The following is a 20,447-nucleotide window of genomic DNA, read 5'->3' on the forward strand; positions in this document are numbered from 1 at the left end:
GCGGAGGTGGTGGTTCCGCGCGCTGCCGTGGCCTCAGTCCGGGGTGACCGTGCCGTCCGTCAGGCCGTCGTACATCCCGCGCACGAGCTGCTCCCCGAGCCGGCTCGCGTGCCGGAGCGCCCGCTCGAACTCGTCCAGTGCGCGGAAGCGCGCGCCGTAGCGCCGCTGTTCGTCGAGCGGGAGCCGGGGCAGTTGCAGCCGGCGCACGTCGAGCCGGGTGGCGGTGGAGGCGTAGCTGCTGGCCTGGCGGTTGTTGGCGGTGCCGCGCAGGAAGCCGGCGAGGAACCACGGGTCGAGCGCCGTCGGGTCGGGGCGCAGGAGCACGAGGTTGCGCCCCAGGGCGGCGCCGGCGGTCGCGGCGTCGATCACGCGCGCCACCGCGCCCCCGCCGAGCACCGGGACCACGACATCGCCGGTCTCCGTCAGCACCGCCTCGTCGTCGCTCTCGGGAAGGGTTCCGGAAGGGGTCGTTCCGGCGAGGACGTCGTGGTCGGTGAGCACCGGCACGCGCGCGTGGCCGCCGTTCCCGCCCGTCCGCATCACCAGGGCTCCGCCGCGCGCGAGTTCGCCGACGGTGGTCAGCGGCCAGCGCGCGGGCTGGGCGGACCGGGCCGGCGGCGGGGTGAGGTCGCCGGTCAGCCGCAGGGTCTCGCCGAGGCGGGTCCGCACGTCCGCGAGCTGTTCGGCGCCGTCGGCCGCCGCCGCGGGCGGCAGATGGCGGGCCGGGGCGAAGTCCACGTCGTCGTCGAGAAGTTCGATGACCGGTACGGCACGCGCCAGCCCCGGCCGGGGCGGGAGGCCGCCGGTGCGGTCGAAGGTATGCCAGGCGTCGAGGACGGCGTCCCGCACGGACTGCCAGTCGGGCCCGCCCCGCCCCTCCGTGGCGAACTGCCCGACGTCCGCGAGCAGCACCTCGGGCTGCGCGGGAGCCCGGTCCGGGCGGCGCAGCACCCACAGGTGGAGCGGGATGTTGTACGGCGGTGCCGCGCCGACCGGCAGCGCGACGACCGCGCGCAGCGCCCCGCGCCGCAGCAGGTCGGCGCGGATACGGCGGCCGGAACGGCGGGAGGCGGCGGCGGGCGGCATGAGCAGTACGGCCGTACCGCCGTCCCGGAGCCGGGCCAGCGCGTGCTGCACCCAGGCCAGCTCGGACTCGGTGCGGGCAGGGAAGCCGTACTCCCAGCGCGGGTCGTAGGCCAGCTCGTCGTGGCCCCAGTTGCGCTCGTTGAACGGCGGATGGCACAGCACGACGTCGGCCCGCAGCGCGGCGTGGCCGTCAGCGCGGAGGGTGTCACCGGTGGCCGCGCGCACCACGGCCGGCGTGTGCAGGGCGAGCCGGAACGCGGTGAGCGCGGCGAGGTCGGCCGCGCTGTCCTGGGCGTACAGCTCCTGGTCGGGGCGGGGGGAGACGGCGCGCAGCAGGGCGCCGGTGCCGCAGGCCGGGTCCAGGACGGTACGGGCGGGTCCGGCGAGGTCGGCCATGAGACGGGCGAGTTCGGCCGGGGTGAGCGTGTACTGCCGGGGGTTGGCGTCGAGGTGCCGCCCGAGCAGGAACTCGAAAGTCTGCCGCGCGCCCAGCTCCGCCGCCAGCTCCGCGACGCCGCGCAGCAGCGGGACGGAGGGGAGGAGTGCGGGGGCGGCGGGGAGGAGTGCGGGGGCGGCAGGGAGGAGTGCGGGGGTGGCGGGGAGCGCGGAGGCAGCGGGGGCGGAAGTGGCCGCGGGAGCGGAAGGGGCCGCGGGAGCGGAGGGGGCCGCGGGAGCGGAGGGGGCGGAGGTGTTCACGCCTTCCGGCTGCTCGCCGCCGGTGGGTGTGTGAACCGTCGGGGACACGTTCACAGCACCGCCGGGGTTCACGACCCCGGCTGCGGCGCCGCGTCCGCGCCCGTCCGCCGTGCCGAAGCGCGGCGCGATCACCTCTTCCAGTGCCCCGGGCAGCATCGCCGCGAGCCGTTCGTCCGAGCCGGCGCTCACCTCCAGCCAGACCGTCGGCCGGTCGTGGATGAGCAGCAGGACGCAGCCGGCGTGGGTGAGTGCGGTGACCGGCCCTTCGGGGTGTCCGGCGAGCTGCTGCCAGACGCGTTCACGCAGCGGCACCTCGGCTAGTTTGCCCTGGTCACGCAGCCAGTTCTCGACTTCGGCGAGGGCGAAGGAGGGGCTGGTCTCGGTGCCGCCGACCGGCTTCGGGAAGTCGGCGTGCCGGCGGCGCCAGTTGCTCACGGCGGCCCTGCCGACGCCGGCGAGCCGTGCGATCCCGGCGGCGGTCACCTCTGTCGTGTCGTCCTGCACCGCCCGCTCCCCTCGCCGCGTGTGGCGTGCCGTACGGCATGCCGCTTGGCATTCCGCTGCCGTGTGGCATCCGTGTGTGCGTCGAGCATACCGACGGAAGCAAGACCTACGGATTCACGGCCGTGTACACAGTCGATTCCGTGAACCGTGTTGACTCGGTTCACAGCCCGTGCTCTTATTGACCCAGCGAACGAACGGCTGCCGGACGGAGGCAGTCGACACGCCGGGGAGGGAACAGTCATGGGCATGAAGACCAAGGTCGTGCTGGGGGCCGTCGTGGGTGTCGTCGTCATCGGCGCCGTGTCGGCGAACGGGGGCGGCGACGACGGCAAGTCCTCCGGCGACAAGGGCTCGTCGGCGTCCGCGGACCGCAAGTCCGGGGCCGGCGAGGACTCCGGGGCCGAGGCGGCCGCCGAGAAGAAGGTCGCCTTCGAGGGGGACGGCGACTTCCAGGTCGGTTCGGACATCAAGCCCGGCACCTATCGCACCACCGGCAACACCGACGACATGTGCTACTGGGAGCGCGCCAAGGACGCCTCGGGCGAGATGGACTCCCTGCTGGCCAACGACAACGTCAGCGGCACCAGCTACGTGACCATCAAGGACACGGACAAGATCTTCAAGTCGAGCGGCTGCAACGACTGGGAGGCCGTCGACACCAAGGCCAAGGGCTCCCCCGCGGACAAGATGGCCGGCAGCGGCGGCATGTTCAGAGTCGGCGTGGACATCGCTCCGGGCACCTACAAGTCGACCGGCAACACCGACGACATGTGCTACTGGGAGCGCGCCAAGGACGCCGACCACTCGATCGACTCGATCATCGCGAACAACAACGTGTCCGGCTCGGCGGTCGTCACCATCAGCGCCTCGGACGCCTACTTCAAGACGTCCGGCTGCCAGGACTGGAAGAAGACCGGCTGACACGGCGGCCCGCCGGGCGACCGACCGCTCCTGGGGACCGCCGTGGAACCGCCGTGAACTGCCGTTGACCGCCGTGCGGGGCACGGCCCACCACCCGGCAGCCCGCAGGCACACGCCGTCATTCCCCCCACCGAACCTCGCACCACCTCGCCGCACCCCGCCGCACACCTCGCACCACCACGTACATCCACCCCCGCAGATCACCACCGAGGAATCCTCATGCGCCGTACCGCTCTTGCCGCTCTCTGTCTCGCCGCCGTGACCACCGTCGGCCTGACCGGCTGCCTGCCGGGCCAGGACAAGGCGGACGACAAGCCGAAGGGGCCGTTCGCCGGGCTGACCGGCGGGCAGATCGCCGACCGCTCCGTTGAGGCCACGACCGCCGCCGCCTCGCTGCGGCTGACGGGCGACATGCCCGACGAGGAGAGCGGCGGCACGATCCACTTCGACATGGCCGTGAACAAGAAGGGCGAGTGCGCCGGAACGCTCGGCGTCAACGACGGCAAGGCCGATCTCATCCGGACCGGCGACACCGTCTACATGCGCTACGACGAGGCGTTCCTGCGCGCCCAGAGCGAGGGCGAGCCCGAGGAGGAGACCGACGCGGTCGTGGACATGCTGGCCGGGAAGTGGACGAAGATGGCCGCCACCGGCGCGGACGCCGACGACCTCGCGGCCTTCTGCGATCTGGACGAGCTGCTGGGCGGCGCCGAGGACACCGACTCCGACGCGCAGCGCGGCAAGACCACCACCGTCGACGGCACCCCGGCGATCGTCCTGCACGAGAAGGACGGCAAGGACCGCTACACGCTGTACGTCGCCACCGAGGGCAAGCCGTATCTGCTCCGGCTGGACAGCAGGACCGCCGGCGACCGGGGTTCACTGGTCTTCAGCGACTACGACAAGCCGGTCGACACGAAGAAGCCCAGCGGCGAGATCCTGGACCTGGACGCGCTCGCCGGCTGAGCCGCCGCCCGCCACCACCCCGGTAGGAGCCTGAACCCGCGGGCGCCGACCGGGGTTTCCGGGTTCCGGGCGGGGCGTACAGGGATCCAAGCCGGCACCCGCTCAGTCCGCGTGGAAGCGGGCCGGTGCCCTCGTCGAGGTGCCGCCGGCGGGCAGTTTCTGGCCGGGGCAGCCGGAGAGCACGCGGGTCATCGCGCTCTTCTCGGCGGAGGTCACCCACAGGCCGTACTTCTTCTTCACGGCGACCTGGGCGGCCACATAGGTGCAGCGGTAGTCCTTGTTCGGTGGCAGCCAGGTCGCGGTGTCCCCGTCGCCCTTGGCCCGGTTGGTGCCGGCGTCGACGGCGATGAGGTTGAGCGGGTCGTTGGCGAAGGCGATGCGCTTACTGGGGTCCCACTTCCCGGCGCCCTTCTGCCAGGCGTCGGAGAGCGCGACGACATGGTCGATGTCGACCTGGCTGCGGCCTCGGACGAAGTCGACGTCCCGGCCGGTGTAGGGGTCGGGGTCGAGGGTGCCGGAGGCCACCTCGCACTCCCCGTCGCTGAAGCGGACGCCGGACAGGTCCCGTTGGAGTATGTCGTCACGGGTGCCGCAGTCGTTGGAGTCGGTGTCCGCCCATGGACTGCCGAAACGGTCCCGGTCGTAACCGGTCTTCGGCGCGCGCCCCTTGACCGGCAGGGACCGCGCGGCGGCAAGGGCCGCTCCCCCGCCCGCCGTCTCCTCGGGTCCGCCCGCTCCCGTGGTCGACTCCACGCAGCCGGTCGCGGCGCACAGCAGTGCCGCGAGGACGGCCGCCGTCCCGCCCCTCAGACGCCTCACGATGCGTCCCTCCCCTGTGCCTGTCTCCCCGATGCCGCGTGTGCGGACGGGCCGTTGTGCCTGGTGCCACGGTAACGACTCAGAGGTCCAGACCATAGCGGGCGTAACTCGGCATCCGGCACATCTCGGGCGTATCGTCGGTTTTGAGTCACCTCGGAAGGAGCTCTGGATGGGCATCTTCGACAAGTTCAAGAGCCACGCGTCGCGGGACAAGGCCAAGCAGGCGTCCGACGCGGCGGAACGGAAGGCGAACGAGAGGACGGGCAACAAGTACGAGGGCCAGGTCGACGCGGCGCAGCAGCGGATGGAAGGCTCGCTCGGCATGGACCGTGACCGTGAACGGCCGCCCGACCAGCCCTAGGGCCGCCGGACCCGCGAAGGACAGAGGCCGACCCCGGGGCGCACCGCCCCGGCGGCGACCCGCTGGACCACCTCGAACCGGAAGCCGCCCGTGAACGGTCGGACTCACGCGGGCGGCTTCACCCGTGCCCGCACTCCCGCCCGCACTCCCGCCCGCACCCGCGCCCACGGCGAGCGACCCGGCGTCTTTGCGCGCGCCCGTCCGGGCCGCCAAGTCCGTCGCGTCCGCCAGGTCGCTACACCTTGCCGATCCCCAGCGTGTTCTCCGCGGGCAGCAGGCCCGAGCCGAGGACCGCCACCCAGTAGTCGCCGAGCAGTCCGGAGAGGCGCTCCAGGCCTTCGCCGCCGAGGGACTGCCAGGGCGCGGCGGCGAGTTGGTCGGTGTGCTCCTCCACGCGGTGGCGCAGGTCGCGGCCGGCTCGCGTCGCTCTGCCCTCCCGGTCGACCAGACCCCGGCCCTCCAGACGCTCGCGCGCGGCCGTCCACTGCGCCTCGCCCCAGCCGCGGCTCGCGAAGCGCTCGGTAGGGGCGGCGCCGATCGCGGCGAAGGACACCAGGGACTCGACCGGATCTAGGCCGGCGACCAGCAGGGCGGCGACATGGCCGTCGCCGCGGTGCTCGCGCAGGATGGTCGCGGCGTGCCAGAGCTGGAGGTGGGGTTCCTCGGGCCAGTCCAGTGCGGCGTTGGCCGCGGCCAGCGGGCGGCCCGCCGTGTTCGCCGCCTCGGCCGCGCACCGGGCGAGGGCGGCGGCCTCCGCCAGCTCGGGACTGTGCACGCCGTCGCCGAACAGCGCGCGGTAGACCCGGTCGACCGCCCGCAGCCGTGCCTCCAGCACCGCCTCCGGGCTGGCGACTTCCCAGGCGGGGTCGATGTGTTCGGCGACCATGTCCGGCGCGAAGCTGTAGAACGCGGAGGTCACCACCTGGCTGTCGACCGGCCCCAGGAGTGCGGCCCGGAACGGGAAGTAGCTCGGCCAGCGGTCCCGCGTGGAGTAGCCGAGCGCGGCCGCCTCCTCCAGGGCCTGCGGCGCGTAGTACAGCACCGCGTGCAGCGGCTCCAGCAGGTGCCAGATCTGGCGTACCCGCGACAGCTCGATCTCCTCGACGAATCCCGCCTCGTCCACGTACCGCGCCATGACACGACCCCCGTCACTCTCCGTAGAACTTGACGTTGTCAAGATTGCCAGCGCCCATCTAACTTGTCAATGACTAGATCGGAGTACGCTGGCGCCATGACCCCCGCCAAGCCGCAGACGGACGCCAGCACCGGGGCGCCCGCGTCCATCCCCCGCAGCCGGCCCTACCACCACGGTGACCTGCGCCGCGCCATCCTCAGCGCGGCGCTCGACGTCATCACCGCCGACGGCCCGGCAGCGCTGAGCCTGCGTGATCTGGCCCGCCGCGCCGGCGTCTCGCACGCCGCGCCCGCCCACCACTTCAAGGACCGCACAGGGCTGCTCACGGCCCTCGCGGCCGAGGGATTCGGGCTGCTCGCGACCACCATCAGGCAGGCGACCGACCTGAAGGACGCGGGTGTGCGCTATGTGCGCTTCGCCCGTGAGCACCCCGCGCACTTCCAGGTCATGTTCACTCCCGGCCTGCTGCGCGCCGACGACCTGGAGCTGACCACCGCCCGCACGCTGGCCGGCGACGCCCTGCGCGAGGCCGTGTCCGCCGTGCGGCCCGAGCGCCGCGGCGACGACGCCCGGCTCGCCGGTGTCGCCGCCTGGTCGCTCGCCCACGGCTTCGCCACGCTGCTCCTCGGCCACAACCTGGACGGCCCGGTGGGCGACCAGGACCCCGAGGAGGTGTTCCGCACGCTGGCGGCGATGCTGTTCCGCGTGACCTGACCTGCCGTGGCCCCAGGCACCGCCGCTCGGAGCGGCCCGGGGACCACCGGCTCTACGGCCCCGGCACCGATGTCAGGACCCACCGCCCCCGGCACCCATGGCACCGAGGCCAGGACCACCGTCCTACGACCCCGGCACCGAGGCCAGGACCCACCACCCCTGCGCCCCCGGCACCGAGGCCAGGACCCACCGCCCCCTGCACTCCCGGCACCGAGGCCTGAACCACCGTCCCCACGACCCCGGCGCCGACATCACGACCGGCCTCTACGACCCCGGCACCGCCTTCCCGGCCACCGTCCCTACGACCCCAGCACCGACGTAAGGAACTCCCCGACCCACGCCAGCAGCTCCCGCCCGACCAGCGGCTTGCCGCCGACCTTCGCGGTCTTGGGCCGTGGCACCAGCACCTGGTGCGCCGTCGCCTTGATGACCGTGCCCGGGTAGAGCCGCTTCAGCCGCAGTTCCTGCGACTCCCGCAACTCCACCGGCGCGAAGCGGATGTTGGTGCCCTGGAGGACGACCTCGCCGACGCCGCAGGCGCGGGCCAGCATCCGCAGCCCGGCCACGAGCAGCAGGTTCTCCACCGGCTCCGGCAACTTGCCGTAGCGGTCGACCAGTTCCTCGCGGACGGCCTTGATGTCCTCCTCCGTGTTGGCGGAGGCGATGGCTCGGTAGGCCTGGAGCCGCAGCCGCTCGCCCGGCGCGTAGTCGTGCGGCACGTGCGCGTCCACCGGCAGCTCGATCTTGACCTCGAGCGGCGGCTCCTCCTCGATCCCGCCGGTCTCCAGCTGCCGCCGGTAGTCCGCCACCGCCTCGCCGACCATCCGCACGTACAGGTCGAAGCCGACGCCCGCGATATGGCCGGACTGCTCGCCGCCGAGCAGGTTGCCCGCGCCGCGGATCTCCAGGTCCTTCATCGCGACGTACATGCCCGCGCCCATCTCGGTGTGCTGGGCGATGGTGGCCAGCCGCTCGTGCGCGGTCTCCGTGAGCGGCTTCTCCGGCGGGTAGAGGAAGTACGCGTAGCCGCGCTCGCGGCCTCGGCCGACCCGGCCGCGCAGCTGGTGCAGCTGGGAGAGGCCGAAGGTGTCGCCGCGCTCCACGATCAGGGTGTTGGCGTTGGAGATGTCGATGCCGGACTCGACGATCGTCGTCGACACCAGGACGTCGAACTTCTTCTCCCAGAAGTCGACGACGACCTGTTCCAGCGCGGACTCGGACATCTGGCCGTGGGCGGTGGCGATGCGCGCCTCGGGCACGATGTCCCGCAGCCGGGCCGCCGCGCGGTCGATCGACTCCACGCGGTTGTGGATGTAGAAGACCTGGCCCTCGCGCAGCAGTTCGCGGCGGATCGCCGCGCCGATCTGCTTCTCCTCGTAGGGGCCGACGAAGGTGAGGACCGGGTGCCGCTCCTCCGGCGGGGTGGTGATCGTGGACATCTCGCGGATGCCGGTGACGGCCATCTCCAGGGTGCGCGGGATGGGCGTGGCCGACATGGTCAGCACGTCGACGTTGGCCCGCAGCTTCTTCAGCTGCTCCTTGTGCTCGACGCCGAAGCGCTGCTCCTCGTCGACGATGACCAGTCCGAGGTCCTTGAACTTGGTCTCCGAGGAGAACAGCCGGTGGGTGCCGATGACCACGTCCACCGAGCCCTCCTTGAGGCCCTCCAGGACCGCCTTGGCCTCGGTGTCGGTCTGGAAGCGGGAGAGCGCCTTCACGCTCACCGGGAACTGCGCGTACCGCTCGCTGAACGTCCCGAAGTGCTGCTGCACCAGCAGCGTCGTCGGCACGAGCACCGCGACCTGCTTGCCGTCCTGGACGGCCTTGAAGGCGGCCCGGACCGCGATCTCCGTCTTGCCGTAGCCGACGTCGCCGCAGATCAGGCGGTCCATGGGGACCGACTTCTCCATGTCCTCCTTGACCTCGGCGATGGTGGTGAGCTGGTCGGGCGTCTCCGCGTACGGGAAGGCGTCCTCCAGTTCGCGCTGCCAGGGTGTGTCGGGTGCGAAGGTGTGGCCGGGGGCGGCCATGCGGGCGCTGTACAGCTTGATCAGGTCGGCGGCGATCTCCTTGACCGCCTTCTTGGCGCGGGCCTTGGTCTTGGTCCAGTCGGCGCCGCCCAGGCGGTGCAGGGTGGGGGCCTCGCCGCCGACGTACTTGGTGATCTGCTCCAGCTGGTCGGTCGGGATGTACAGCCGGTCGCCGGGCTGGCCGCGCTTGGCGGGGGCGTACTCCACGACCAGGTACTCGCGGGTGGCGCCCTGCACCGTGCGCTGCACCATCTCGATGTAGCGGCCTACGCCGTGCTGTTCGTGCACGATGTAGTCGCCGGGTTCCAGGGTGAGCGGGTCGATGGTCTTGCGGCGCCGCGCGGGCATGCGGGCGCCGTCCCGGCCGGCCGCCTTCTGCCCGGAGAGGTCGGTCTCGGTGAGCACGGCGAGCTTGAGCGCCGGGTCGACGAAGCCGTGGTCGATCGAGCCGCACGACACGTGCACGACCGACGGGGAGATCGTGCCGAGGTCCGTCTCCAGGCGGGCCGCGATGCCCTCGCCGCCCAGCACCTCGGCGGTACGGGCGGCCGGGCCGTGGCCCTCGGTGACGTAGACCGTGCGCCAGCCGTCGGCGAGCCAGCCCTTGGTGTCGGCGAGCGCCTTGGCGGTGTCCCCGCGGTAGGTCTCCGGGGCGTGCATGCCGAGCTTGAGGGTGTCGGCGTCCTCCAGGGCGTCGTCGGCGGCGAACGGCGACACCGACCACCACATCATGTCCAGCTCGCGCGCGCGGTCGCGGACGTCGGCGATGGACCACAGGGAGGCGGCACCGACGTCGATGGGGGCCTCGCCGCCGCCGGCGGTGGCCGCCCAGGAGGCCTGGAGGAACTCCTGCGAGGTCGCGACGAGGTCCGAGGCGCGGGTGCGCACCCGCTCCGGGTCGCAGACGACGGCCATCGAGCCCTTGGGCAGGACGTCGATCAGCAGTTCCATGTCGTCGACGAGGACCGGGGCGAGTGACTCCATGCCCTCCACGGCGATGCCCTCGGCGATCTTGCCGAGGAGTTCGCCCAGCTCGGGGTGTTCCTCGGCGAGGGCGGCCGCGCGGGTGCGGACGTCCTCGGTGAGCAGCAGCTCGCGGCAGGGCGGGGCCCACAGGCCGTGCTCGGCGACCTCCAGGGAGCGCTGGTCGGCGACCTTGAAGTAGCGGATCTCCTCGACGTCGTCGCCCCAGAACTCGATGCGCAGGGGGTGTTCCTCGGTGGGCGGGAAGACGTCGAGGATGCCGCCGCGGACCGCGAACTCGCCGCGCTTCTCGACCAGCTCCACGCGCGCGTACGCGGCGGCGGCGAGGGCTTCCACGACCTCGTTCAGATCGGCCGTCTGCCCGGATCTGAGGGCCACCGGTTCCAGGTCGCCGAGGCCCTTGACCTGCGGCTGGAGCACGGACCGCACGGGGGCGACGACGACGGAGACGGGGCCGGTCTCGGGGTCGTCGGGGCGGGGGTGGGCCAGGCGGCGCAGCACGGCGAGCCGGCGGCCCACGGTGTCGCTGCGCGGGGAGAGCCGCTCGTGCGGGAGCGTCTCCCAGGAGGGGTACTCCGCCACGCCGTCCGGCGGCAGCAGGGTGCGCAGCGCCGCCGCCAGGTCCTCGGCCTCGCGGCCGGTGGCGGTGACCGCGAGGACGGGGCGGCCGGACTCGCGGGCCAGTGCGGCGATCGCGAAGGGGCGGGCAGCCGGGGGGCCGACCAGATCGACGTGCATCCGGTTGCCGTCCGCGGCCGCCTTGATCGCTTCCGCGAGTGCGGCGTCCTTGACGACGGCGTCGAGCAGACCGTGCAGACTCATGGAGGGGCTTTCCGTCCGGTGATGGGCAACGCGAAGGGCCCGACACGTGGTGCGGCCGGGGGGTCTCCAGCCTACGACGGTGCGACGACGGCCGCCCGGGCCTGTGGACAACGCCCGTCCTGTGGACAACGCCCGGCTCACGGATATAGCCCGGCTCCCGCACAAAGCCCGGTGCCGAGGAGCGACCGCTCCCCGGCACCGGGCCACCACCCCCGCGACCCCCGTACGCGAGGGCTAGTCCGTGGCGATGGCGTTCAGGACGTTCATCCGGCCCGCGCGGAACGCCGGGATCAGCGCGGCGAACAGGCCCACGAAGGCCGATCCGACGAACACCCCGCCGATCGTCGGCCACGGGATGTCGAGGACCTTCAGGCCCTCCAGCGCCAGCAGCTGCTGCGCGGTGGCGCCCCAGCCGATGCCGAGCCCGAGGCCGAGCAGCGCGCCGAACAGGGCGATCACGACCGACTCCAGGCGGATCATCCGGCGCAGCTGGCGGCGCGAGAGGCCGATCGCCCGCATCAGGCCGATCTCCCGGGTGCGCTCCACGACCGACAGCGCCAGGGTGTTCACGACACCGAGGATCGCGACGATGATCGCCAGGGCCAGGAGGCCGTAGATCATGTTCAGGAGCTGCCCGATCTGGTCCTTCAGGGCCTCCTTGTAGTCGGTCTGGTCCCGGACCTGGTACTGCGGGTAGTCGTGCAGCACGTCCTTGATCGACTGGTAGGCGGCCGCCTCCTGGCCGTCCTTCGCCGCGGCGAAGACCAGCGTGTCCAGCGGCATCTTGTCGGCGGGCACGTACTTGGCCAGCGTGTCGATGGAGGTGTACATCGCCCCGGCGTCGATCACCGCCTCGCTGCTGGTGATCGCGCGGACGGTCAGCCGGCCGGTGGAGCCGTCGTTGAAGTCGACGGCGATCGTGGAGCCGATCTCGATGCCGTGGTCCTTGGCGTAGTCCTCGTGGACGGACATCGAGTCGGGCCGGTAGGCGTCGGCGAGGTCGCCGGCGACGGTCTCGACCCGCAGGTCCTCGGCGTACGTCGGGTCCGCGGCGGTGATCGCGGTGTTCTCGGAGGTCTTGCCGTCGGGGGTCTTGAAGTCGGCCTCGAGCCACTTGTACTCGGTGACCCGCTCCACTCCGTCGGCCGACTTGACGGCCTGCACGGCCTGCGGAGTGATCAGCTGGCCCTGGTCGTTCTGGATGATGAAGTCGGTGCCGACGCTCTTGTCGAGTTCGTCGGTGGCCGAGGCGACCATCGAGGAGCCGACCACCGACAGGCAGGCCACCAGCGCGAGCCCGATCATCAGCGCGGCGCCGGTGGCGCCGGTGCGGCGCGGGTTGCGCAGCGCGTTGCGTTCGGCCATGCGTCCGACCGGCCCGAAGACCCGCAGCAGGACGGCGCTGAGCACCCGCACCACACCGCTCGCCAGCAGCGGTCCGACGACGACGAACCCGATCAGCGTGGCCACCACGCCGGCGCCCAGCCACAGCGAGCCCTCGCTCGCCTTGTCGGCGCCGGCCGCGAGGTAGAGGGCGTAGCCGCCCGCGCCGGTCAGCAGCAGGCCGATCACGGCCCGGACGACACCGGCCTTGGCGTCGGTCGGGGCGCCGGCGTCGCGCAGGGCGGCCATCGGCGAGACCTTGCCCGCGCGGCGGGCCGGGAGGTAGGCGGCCAGGACGGTGACGACGACGCCGAGGACCAGGCCGACCACCGGGGTCGTCCAGGCGATCGTGAGGTCGTCGGTGGACAGCTTCATGCCCATGGTGCCCATGAGCTTCATCAGCCCGATCGCCAGGCCCACGCCGGCGGCGACGCCGAGCACCGAGCCGACGACACCGAGCAGCAGCGCCTCGACCAGCACCGACCGGTTGACCTGCTTCCGGCTGGAGCCGATGGCCCGCATCAGGCCGATCTCGCGGGTGCGCTGGGCGACCAGCATCGAGAAGGTGTTGATGATCAGGAAGATGCCGACGAGGAAGGCGATCCCGGCGAAGCCGAGCATCGCGTACTTCATGACGCCCATGAAGTCGCCGATCTCCTCGGCGTTGGCGTCGGCGACCTCCTTGGCGGTCTGCACCTTGTAGGCGCCGTCGAGGGCGGTCGAGACGTCCCGCTTCAGCTGCGCGTCGGTGACGCCGGGCGCGGCCATGACGTTGACGTTGGTGTAGACGCCGCTCTCCCCGACCAGGGTCTTCTGGGCGGTCGCGGTGTCCAGGTAGAACATCGCGGCACCGGGGTTGGTGACGGTGAAGTCGGCGATGCCGGAGATCTTCGCGCGGTGGGTGCCGACGGCGGTGATCACACCGATCTCGTCGCCGAGTTCCAGGCCGTGCTTGTCGGCGGTGTCCGCGTCGACCATGACCTGGTCGGCGCCCTTGGGGGCCTTGCCGGAGGTGATCTCCATGGTGCGGGCGTCGTTGGAGTTCCAGTTGCCGACGATGGTCGGCGCGCCGCTGGACGGCGAGAGGCTCTCCTTGTCGCCGTCGACGACGGTCACGGAGGTCGAGAAGATGGTGCCCTCGGCCGACTTGACGCCCTCGACGCCGCGCACGTCGTCGACGACGGAGGCGGGCATCACGGGCGGCTTGCCGGTGTCGGAGGTGGTCTCGCCGGTGTCCGAGGAGCCCTTGGCGCTGACGGTCACGTCGGAGGACGTGGCGGCGAACAGCTTGTCGAACGTCGTGTTCATGGTGTCCGTGAACACCAGCGTGCCGCACACGAACGCCACCGACAGCAGCACCGCCACGGCCGACAGGGCCATGCGCCCCTTGTGCGCGAAGAAGTTGCGCATCGAGGTCTTGAGGACGGTCATGACGTACGCCCCCGGGCGTCGAAGTCCTTCATGCGGTCCAGGACCTGCTCGGCGGTCGGGTTGTGCATCTCGTCCACGATCCGGCCGTCGGCCAGGTACAGCACGCGGTCGGCGTAGGAGGCGGCCACCGGGTCGTGCGTGACCATGACGATCGTCTGGCCCAGCTCGCTGACCGAGCGGCGCAGGAAGCCCAGTACTTCGGCCCCCGCGCGGGAGTCGAGGTTTCCGGTCGGCTCGTCACCGAAGATGATCTCGGGCCGCGCGGCCAGCGCCCGGGCCACGGCGACGCGCTGCTGCTGGCCGCCGGAGAGCTGGGTCGGCCGGTGCTTGAGCCGCCCGGCGAGCCCGACGGTGTCCACCACGCGTGCCAGCCACTCCTTGTCGGGCTTGCGGCCGGCGATGTCCATGGGCAGCGTGATGTTCTCGATCGCGTTCAGCGTCGGCAGCAGATTGAACGCTTGGAAGATGAACCCGATCCGGTCCCGCCGCAGCTGGGTGAGCTTCTTGTCCTTCAGCCCGGTGATCTCGGTGTCGTCCAGGTGGATCTGACCGCTCGTCACGGTGTCGAGCCCGGCGAGGCAGTGCATCAGGGTGGACTTGCCGGACCCCGAGGGGCCCATGATCGCGGTGAACTGGCCGCGTGCGATGTCCACGTCGACATGGTCGAGGGCGACGACGCGCGTCTCCCCGCTCCCGTAGGCCTTGACGACCTGCCGCGCCCGCGCGGCAACGGCCGTACGCCCTCCAGTGCCCCCGTGCCTGGGAATGGTCACAGCCGATGTCACGGTATGTCTCCTATGTCGGTCAACAGGTCCTTCGTGCTGAGCCGGTGGGGCTCGCACGAAGGGGTCACGTGAATGAGTCTCGCGGTCGGAGGGGGTGCGGTTCGATGGTGCTCGGCCCCGTCCTGTACGGGGGAAAACCCCACCCCCGAAGCTGCGGTACGCCGGTGCCGGCGGCGCCCTCAGCGGCGTAAAGCCAGGTTAAGGACGCCCCCCGCCCGCTCTCGTCCTCCGCCGGGACGAACCCTCCCCGAGCCGTTGTACGGAGGAACCCCTAGGGGCCGTCCACCGGCAGGCGGATCCGCTCTCGGGGTCGCCGTCCGTCCTTCGGCGCATTCACCTTGCACCCTCCCGCCGCGTCAGGGGCAAGTGGGAAGCTGTCCCGCGGCAGATAGGTGCAAGGGGAAGGAATCTCGTGAGCCAGGGGGACACCGAGCCGACGGGCCGGGAGCACACCGGCATACGCGCCGCCGACGCCGGCCGGCCGCCGGACACCCGGGGCCGCGGCGCCGTCGTCGCCGCGCTGATGCTCTCCATGGCGCTGGCCGCGCTGGACTCCACCATCGTCTCCACGGCCGTCCCGCAGATCGTCGGCGACCTCGGCGGCTTCTCGGTCTTCTCCTGGCTGTTCTCCGGCTATCTCCTCGCCGTCACCGTCACCCTCCCGGTCTACGGCAAGCTGTCGGACACCTTCGGCCGCAAGCCGGTGCTGATCGTGGGCGCGGTCCTCTTCCTGCTGGGTTCGCTGCTGTGCGCGCTGGCCTGGAACATGACCGCGCTGATCGCCTTCCGTATCGTGCAGGGGCTCGGCGGCGGCGCCCTCCAGGGCACCGTGCAGACCCTCGCCGCCGATCTGTACCCGCTCAAGGAGCGCCCCAGGATCCAGTCGAAGCTGTCCACCGTGTGGGCGGTGTCGGCGGTCGCCGGACCCGGTGTGGGCGGGGTGCTCGCCGCCTACGCCGACTGGCGCTGGATCTTCCTGGTCAACCTGCCGGTCGGCGGACTCGCGCTCTGGCTGATCGTGCGTCATCTGCACGAGCCGGAGCGCGCACGCGCGGCCCGCGCGCGCGTGGACTGGGCGGGCGCCCTGGCGGTGTTCGCCTGCGGCGGGGTGCTGCTGACCGCGCTGGTACAGGGCGGGGTGGCCTGGCCGTGGCTGTCGGCGCCGTCCGTGGCGCTGTTCGCCGCCGGGCTCGCGCTGGTCGCGGTGGTGGTGCTGGTGGAACGCCGGGCGGCGGAGCCGATCATCCCCGGATGGGTCTGGCGGCGCCGCACGATCGCCGCCGTCAACCTGGCGCTGGGCGCGCTGGGGCTGCTGATGGTGGCACCCACGGTGTTCCTGCCGACGTACGCCCAGTCGGTCCTCGGCCTCGGCCCGGTCGCGGCCGGATTCGTGCTGTCGGTGTGGACGCTCAGCTGGCCGGTCTCGGCGGCGTTCAGCCAGCACGTCTACCGCAGGATCGGCTTCCGCCACACGGCGATGCTGGGCATCGGGACGGCCGCGCTGATCCTCTTCGCGTTCCCGTTCCTGCCGTATCCGGGCGCGGCCTGGCAGCCGGCGCTGCTGATGCTGCTGCTCGGGGCCGCGCTCGGCCTCTTCCAGCTGCCGCTGATCGTCGGCGTCCAGTCGACGGTCGGCTGGGCGGAACGCGGCACGACCACCGCGTCGGTGCTGTTCTGCCGGCAGACCGGCCAGACGATCGGCGCGGCCGTCTTCGGCGCGGTCGCCAACGGGGTGCTGGCCGCGCGGCTGGGCGACGCCGGGGACCTCGACTCCGTCGCCCGGGGCCTGGACGGCGGCGCCGCGTCCGAGGCGACCAGGCGGGCGATCGCGGACGCGGTCCACGCGGTGTACCTCGGCGCGGCGGGGGCGGCGGCGCTGGCCTTCCTGGTGCTGCTGACGCTGGCGCCGCGCAGGTTCCCGGTGCTCGCGGAGAACTGAGCCGGCCGGTACCCCGGAAAGCGGAGAGCCGAGCCTGCCTGGAGGCCCCGGAAAACCGGGGGCCCGCGGCCGACGCGCGGTCATACTCTGGGCCGCATGGTGACCTTGGAGCGGCTGCGCGCCGATCACGCCGGCGCACTGCTGGCCTTCGAGCGGGAGAACCGCGAGTACTTCGCCCGGACGATCCCGGACCGCGGGGACGCCTACTTCGCCGAGTTCACCGACCGCCACCGCGCGCTGCTCGCCGAACAGGACGCCGGGATCTGCCACTTCCACGTCGTCCTGGACGAGGAGGGTCGGCCGGCCGGCCGGGTCAACCTGATCGACGTCGAGGACGGTTCGGCCGAACTCGGCTACCGCGTGGCGGCGCGCGCCGCGGGCCGGGGCGTGGCCACGGCGGCCGTACGCCTGGTGTGCGCGGCGGCCGGCACGGCGTACGGCCTGCGATCGCTCACCGCCGTCACCACCCTCGACAACGTGGCGTCCCGCACCGTCCTGGCGCGCACCGGCTTCACCGCGGTCGGCGACCTCACCGTCGGCGGCCGTCCCGGGATCCTGCACCGACGGGAACTGCTCGCCGAAAGCCAGGGTTAACGCGGGTAACACCGCAGGTCATCGCGGGATCGGCGAAGTAAGCGCATACCGACCACTCAGTTTGGTGAAAACGTCGCGCACTCCCGGTGCGCCGAGTAGCGTGCGTCACCCGCAACCCGCCCCCCACTCCCTGCGGTCCCCGCCGGACCCGAGCCACGCAAGGAGCACCGGGATGTCCTCCGACCCTCATCCACCTCCCCGCACACCCCGCGCGCCCTACCGCGCGGGCGACCTCTCACCCTCGTACCCGACCTATCCGTGGCAGCCGCTCCCCCCGGCCCCGGCGGCCGAGGCCACCGGCCGACGGCGGCCGGCCCACGCGCCGCTCGGCCACCACAGCGATCTGCGCGTCCTGCGCAGCGCCTACCGCTGGCAGCGAAGGGTCGCCACCCTCACCGCGCTGGGGTACTTCACGCTGTTCCTCCTGCTGTCGGCGCTCGCGCCGTCGTTCATGACCGCGGACGTCACCGCCGGCCTGCCCGCCGGACTGCTGCTGGCGCTCGTGCAACTGCCCGTCACCTGGCTGGCGATCGCGCTGTACGAGCACACCGCGCGGCGCTACGTCGACCCGCTCGCGGACCGCATCCGCAAGCAGTCCGAGCTGGACGCCAAGCGGGAGGCGGCGCGGTGACCGGGTTCGATGAATCGGCGCAGACCATGTCCCTGGTGGCCTTCACCGCCATCGCGACGATCACCCTGCTGCTGTGCGTGATGACCGGCCCCGACCGCGACGACCTCGACGAGTTCTACACCGGCTACAGCTCCCTGTCCCCGATGCGCAACGGCCTGGCGATCGCCGGCGACTACATCTCCGCCGCGACCGTGCTGGGCACCGGCGGGGTCATCGCGCTGTACGGCTACGACGGCATCGTGCTGGCGCTGAGCACCGCGCTGTCGCTGATGCTGCTGATGTTCCTGCTGGCCGAACCGCTGCGCAACGCGGGACGGTTCACCATGGGCGACGCCTTCGCACGCCGTATGCCCGGCCGCGCGGTGCGGATCACCGCGTGCCTGGTGACCCTGGCCGCGCTGCTGCCGCTGATGCTGGTGCAGCTCGCCGGCACCGGACAGCTCCTGGCGTTCATCCTGGGCTTCTCCGGCGACGAGGTGAAGACCGGCTGCATCGTCGGGCTCGGCGCGCTGATGATCTCGTACGCGGCGATCGGCGGGATGAAGGGCACCGCGCTCATCCAGATCCTGAAGATCGTCATCCTGCTCGGCTCGGGCGGCGCCGTCGCCGTACTGATCCTGAACAGGTTCGACTGGAACCCGGCCGCCCTGTTCGACGCGGCGGCGGACAGGAGCGGCGTCGGCGCCGACTTCCTCAGCTCCGGGCTGGAGTTCGCCGGCGGCCCGTACCCGCGCATCGACATGATCAGCGCGCAGCTGTGCGTGGTGCTCGGCGGCGCCTGCCTGCCGCACGTCACCATGCGCATGTACACCGCCTCCAGCGCGCCGCAGGTACGCCGGTCGATGTCCTGGGCGGTGTCCTGTGTGGCGGTGTTCGTGCTGGTCATCACGGTCGTCGGGATGGGCGCCACGGCGCTGCTCGGCCGGGAGGCGATCGCGCTGGCCGACCCGCAGGGCAACTCGGCCTTCCTGCTGGGCTCCCTGGCGGCGCTCGGGCCAAAGGTGTCGACGGCGGAGACGTTCCTGTTCACCACGGTCGCCACGGCCGTCTTCCTGACGGTGCTCGCCTCCGTCGCCGGCATGATCCTCGCCTGCGCCAACTCCCTCGCGCACGACGTGTTCTCGTCCCGCTTCCAGGAGATGTCGGCCCGCCGCGAGATGACGCTGGCCCGCCTCGGCGCCCTCGCGGTCGGCGTCCCGGCGATCGTGCTCGCGACGCTGGTCCAGCACCGCAGCCTGCAACCGCTGGTGACGCTCTCCTTCAGCCTCGGCGCGTCGGCCCTCGCGCCCGCGCTGGTCTACAGCCTCTTCTGGCGCCGCTACACCCGCGCCGGCCTGCTCGCCACCCTCATCGGCGGCACCCTCGCGGTGCTCGTCCTCACCCCGGGCACCAACCTGGTCTCCGGCTCCCCCACCGCCGCCTTCCCCGAGGCGGACTTCAACTTCTTCCCGTTCACCACGACCGGCCTGGTCTCGGTCCCCCTCGGCTTCGCCTTCGGCTGGCTCGGAACGGTGCTCTCCGGCCGGCGGAGGGCGGAGGAACAGCGGCGGCAGTACGAGGCGGTGGAGGCGTGGATCCTGGCGGGGGCGGTGCGAAGGCGCGGCTGAGGGGGCGCCGCGCGGGCGCGGACGTCACTCCACCGGCGCCCGCCCGCCGGTGAGCGCCGCCAGGCTGCTGCGCACGGAAGACATGTGCGCCTGGACGTCGTCCCAGCGCTCCCCGTGCTCCCGCAGCACCCGCTCGGTGTCGCGCGCGATGTGCTCCTCGCGGACCCGTGCCTCGGCGAGGATCTCGGCGGCCCGCGTGTGCGCCTCCTGTGGCCGGCGCCGGGTGAACTCCTCCGCGTCGGCGAGGGCCCGCACCGCGTCGGCGAGCGCGGCCTCGGCACGGGCGAACTGCTGGGCGTGGTGGGCGTCCAGCGCGGCGGCGCAGGCGATGGCCTCGCGGTCGGCGGCGGCCAGCCGCTGGGCGTACTCGCTCTGCTCCTCGGCCAGGAGCGCGGCGGTGCGCTGCCGCATCTCGCGCAGGGCGGCCAGCGCCTCGGAACGGCTCTCCTTCACCTCCCGCCGGGCCTCGACTCGGATCTCGTCGGCCTCGGCACGCGCCGCGAGCAGCCGGTGGCGGGCGCGTTCCTCCGCCTCCGCGCGGAGCGCGTCGGCCTCCTCCTGCGCCGCCCGGCGCACGCTGAGGGCGTACTCCTCCGCCTGCGCCACCTGCTCCTGCGCCTCACGCCGCGCCCTGGCGCGCACGGCGGCCGCCTCCTCCGTCCCGAGCTGGAACAGGCGCCGCGCGCGCTCGCCCAGGGAGTCGTACGTCTGCGGCGGAAGCGCGGCGACCGTCTCCCGCAACCGCGCCGCCTCCGCCTCCATCTGCTTGGCTAGCACGGTCAGCCGGGCGGCGCGTTCCCAGGCGGCGTCGCGCTCCTCGCTGAGCGCCGTGGTGAACCTGTCGACCTGTCGGGGGCGGTAGCCGCGCCCCCGGACGGCCACGAACCCGTGTGGTGACTCCGATGCGCTGCTCATCCCGGGACCCCTCTCCGCCGACCACGCGACACGACATTTGCACGATTTCGTTTTTTTTCGATTGCGCGGACATCTTGATGGATCGGATGGAAGTGTGCATAACGCGACACTCCGGGCACAGGTA

16 protein-coding genes are annotated in these 20,447 nt (G+C 72.3%); 9 read left to right on the forward strand and 7 right to left on the reverse strand.

Going from position 1 to position 20,447, the window contains the following annotated elements; genetic code table 11:
- Positions 1-33: 33 nt before the first annotated feature.
- Positions 34-2,286, reverse strand: a complete 2,253-nt coding sequence (locus tag ABT232_RS02915; RefSeq protein WP_351834972.1) for an N-6 DNA methylase — start codon at positions 2,284-2,286, stop codon at positions 34-36.
- Between the two features lie 240 nt (positions 2,287-2,526).
- Between ABT232_RS02915 and ABT232_RS02920 the strand changes: the two genes are divergently transcribed.
- Together ABT232_RS02920 and ABT232_RS02925 are read left to right on the forward strand one after the other, a co-directional pair.
- Positions 2,527-3,207 carry an Rv1352/Rv1906c domain-containing protein gene (locus ABT232_RS02920; protein WP_351834973.1) on the forward strand — a complete coding sequence of 227 codons (681 nt, stop codon included), beginning with the start codon at positions 2,527-2,529 and terminating at the stop codon, positions 3,205-3,207.
- Positions 3,208-3,426: 219 nt separating this feature from the next.
- Positions 3,427-4,173, forward strand: coding sequence for a hypothetical protein (locus ABT232_RS02925; RefSeq protein ID WP_351834975.1), 747 nt, complete (start codon positions 3,427-3,429; stop codon positions 4,171-4,173).
- 102 nt (positions 4,174-4,275) lie between these two features.
- Here ABT232_RS02925 and ABT232_RS02930 read toward each other — a convergent pair whose 3' ends face one another.
- A complete protein-coding gene (locus tag ABT232_RS02930) occupies positions 4,276-4,992 on the reverse strand; it encodes an HNH endonuclease family protein (RefSeq protein WP_351834978.1) in 717 nt (238 codons plus the stop codon).
- A 169-nt stretch (positions 4,993-5,161) separates the two neighbouring features.
- Here ABT232_RS02930 and ABT232_RS02935 point away from each other — a divergent pair, with 169 nt between their 5' ends.
- Positions 5,162-5,353: an antitoxin gene (locus tag ABT232_RS02935; RefSeq protein WP_351834981.1), complete on the forward strand. Its 192-nt coding sequence runs from the start codon at positions 5,162-5,164 to the stop codon at positions 5,351-5,353.
- Between the two features lie 235 nt (positions 5,354-5,588).
- Here the strand turns inward: ABT232_RS02935 and ABT232_RS02940 are convergent, their stop codons facing one another.
- Entirely contained in the window at positions 5,589-6,488 is a 900-nt protein-coding gene (locus ABT232_RS02940) for an SCO6745 family protein (RefSeq protein WP_351834982.1), read from the reverse strand.
- Positions 6,489-6,584: 96 nt separating this feature from the next.
- Between ABT232_RS02940 and ABT232_RS02945 the strand changes: the two genes are divergently transcribed.
- On the forward strand, positions 6,585-7,202 hold the full coding sequence (locus ABT232_RS02945) for a TetR/AcrR family transcriptional regulator (protein WP_351834984.1): 618 nt from the start codon (positions 6,585-6,587) through the stop codon (positions 7,200-7,202).
- Between the two features lie 97 nt (positions 7,203-7,299).
- Complete coding sequence (locus ABT232_RS02950; protein ID WP_351834987.1) at positions 7,300-7,524, forward strand: hypothetical protein; 225 nt, start codon at positions 7,300-7,302, stop codon at positions 7,522-7,524.
- On the opposite strand, the gene mfd is transcribed toward ABT232_RS02950, so the two are convergent.
- The 3 genes from mfd to ABT232_RS02965 all read right to left on the reverse strand — a co-directional run bounded on the left by mfd (position 7,502) and on the right by ABT232_RS02965 (position 14,637).
- Positions 7,502-11,038, reverse strand: coding sequence for a transcription-repair coupling factor (gene mfd / locus ABT232_RS02955; RefSeq protein WP_351834990.1), 3,537 nt, complete (start codon positions 11,036-11,038; stop codon positions 7,502-7,504). The two genes, ABT232_RS02950 and mfd, sit on opposite strands and share 23 nt — an antisense overlap.
- Before the next feature lie 234 nt (positions 11,039-11,272).
- Positions 11,273-13,852 carry an ABC transporter permease gene (locus ABT232_RS02960; protein WP_351834992.1) on the reverse strand — a complete coding sequence of 860 codons (2,580 nt, stop codon included), beginning with the start codon at positions 13,850-13,852 and terminating at the stop codon, positions 11,273-11,275.
- Entirely contained in the window at positions 13,849-14,637 is a 789-nt protein-coding gene (locus ABT232_RS02965; protein WP_351834995.1) for an ABC transporter ATP-binding protein, read from the reverse strand. The genes ABT232_RS02960 and ABT232_RS02965 overlap by 4 nt, the downstream gene beginning before the upstream one ends.
- A gap of 457 nt (positions 14,638-15,094) precedes the next feature.
- Here ABT232_RS02965 and ABT232_RS02970 point away from each other — a divergent pair, with 457 nt between their 5' ends.
- The 4 genes from ABT232_RS02970 to ABT232_RS02985 all read left to right on the forward strand — a co-directional run bounded on the left by ABT232_RS02970 (position 15,095) and on the right by ABT232_RS02985 (position 19,408).
- A complete protein-coding gene (locus ABT232_RS02970; RefSeq protein WP_351835639.1) occupies positions 15,095-16,576 on the forward strand; it encodes an MFS transporter in 1,482 nt (493 codons plus the stop codon).
- 96 nt (positions 16,577-16,672) lie between these two features.
- Complete coding sequence (locus tag ABT232_RS02975; protein ID WP_351834998.1) at positions 16,673-17,170, forward strand: GNAT family N-acetyltransferase; 498 nt, start codon at positions 16,673-16,675, stop codon at positions 17,168-17,170.
- A gap of 172 nt (positions 17,171-17,342) precedes the next feature.
- Positions 17,343-17,801, forward strand: coding sequence for a DUF485 domain-containing protein (locus ABT232_RS02980; protein WP_351835001.1), 459 nt, complete (start codon positions 17,343-17,345; stop codon positions 17,799-17,801).
- Positions 17,798-19,408, forward strand: a complete 1,611-nt coding sequence (locus tag ABT232_RS02985; protein ID WP_351835003.1) for a sodium/solute symporter — start codon at positions 17,798-17,800, stop codon at positions 19,406-19,408. The genes ABT232_RS02980 and ABT232_RS02985 overlap by 4 nt, the downstream gene beginning before the upstream one ends.
- A gap of 24 nt (positions 19,409-19,432) precedes the next feature.
- On the opposite strand, the gene ABT232_RS02990 is transcribed toward ABT232_RS02985, so the two are convergent.
- Positions 19,433-20,323, reverse strand: coding sequence for a coiled-coil domain-containing protein (locus ABT232_RS02990; protein ID WP_351835006.1), 891 nt, complete (start codon positions 20,321-20,323; stop codon positions 19,433-19,435).
- Positions 20,324-20,447 lie beyond the last annotated feature (124 nt).

Origin of the sequence: Streptomyces sp. NPDC001532 (genome assembly GCF_040298625.1) — a bacterium.
GTDB lineage: Bacteria > Actinomycetota > Actinomycetes > Streptomycetales > Streptomycetaceae > Streptomyces.

Bases quoted from the DNA above. Each gene is read 5' to 3' on its own strand.
- ABT232_RS02925 (WP_351834975.1), top strand. From the start codon at position 3,427: ATGCGCCGTACCGCTCTTGCCGCTCTCTGTCTCGCCGCCGTGACCACC.
- mfd (WP_351834990.1), bottom strand. From the start codon at position 11,038: ATGAGTCTGCACGGTCTGCTCGACGCCGTCGTCAAGGACGCCGCACTC.
- ABT232_RS02940 (WP_351834982.1), bottom strand. From the start codon at position 6,488: ATGGCGCGGTACGTGGACGAGGCGGGATTCGTCGAGGAGATCGAGCTG.
- ABT232_RS02935 (WP_351834981.1), top strand. From the start codon at position 5,162: ATGGGCATCTTCGACAAGTTCAAGAGCCACGCGTCGCGGGACAAGGCC.
- ABT232_RS02980 (WP_351835001.1), top strand. From the start codon at position 17,343: ATGTCCTCCGACCCTCATCCACCTCCCCGCACACCCCGCGCGCCCTAC.
- ABT232_RS02975 (WP_351834998.1), top strand. From the start codon at position 16,673: ATGGTGACCTTGGAGCGGCTGCGCGCCGATCACGCCGGCGCACTGCTG.
- ABT232_RS02920 (WP_351834973.1), top strand. From the start codon at position 2,527: ATGGGCATGAAGACCAAGGTCGTGCTGGGGGCCGTCGTGGGTGTCGTC.
- ABT232_RS02990 (WP_351835006.1), bottom strand. From the start codon at position 20,323: ATGAGCAGCGCATCGGAGTCACCACACGGGTTCGTGGCCGTCCGGGGG.
- ABT232_RS02945 (WP_351834984.1), top strand. From the start codon at position 6,585: ATGACCCCCGCCAAGCCGCAGACGGACGCCAGCACCGGGGCGCCCGCG.
- ABT232_RS02950 (WP_351834987.1), top strand. From the start codon at position 7,300: ATGGCACCGAGGCCAGGACCACCGTCCTACGACCCCGGCACCGAGGCC.
- ABT232_RS02960 (WP_351834992.1), bottom strand. From the start codon at position 13,852: ATGACCGTCCTCAAGACCTCGATGCGCAACTTCTTCGCGCACAAGGGG.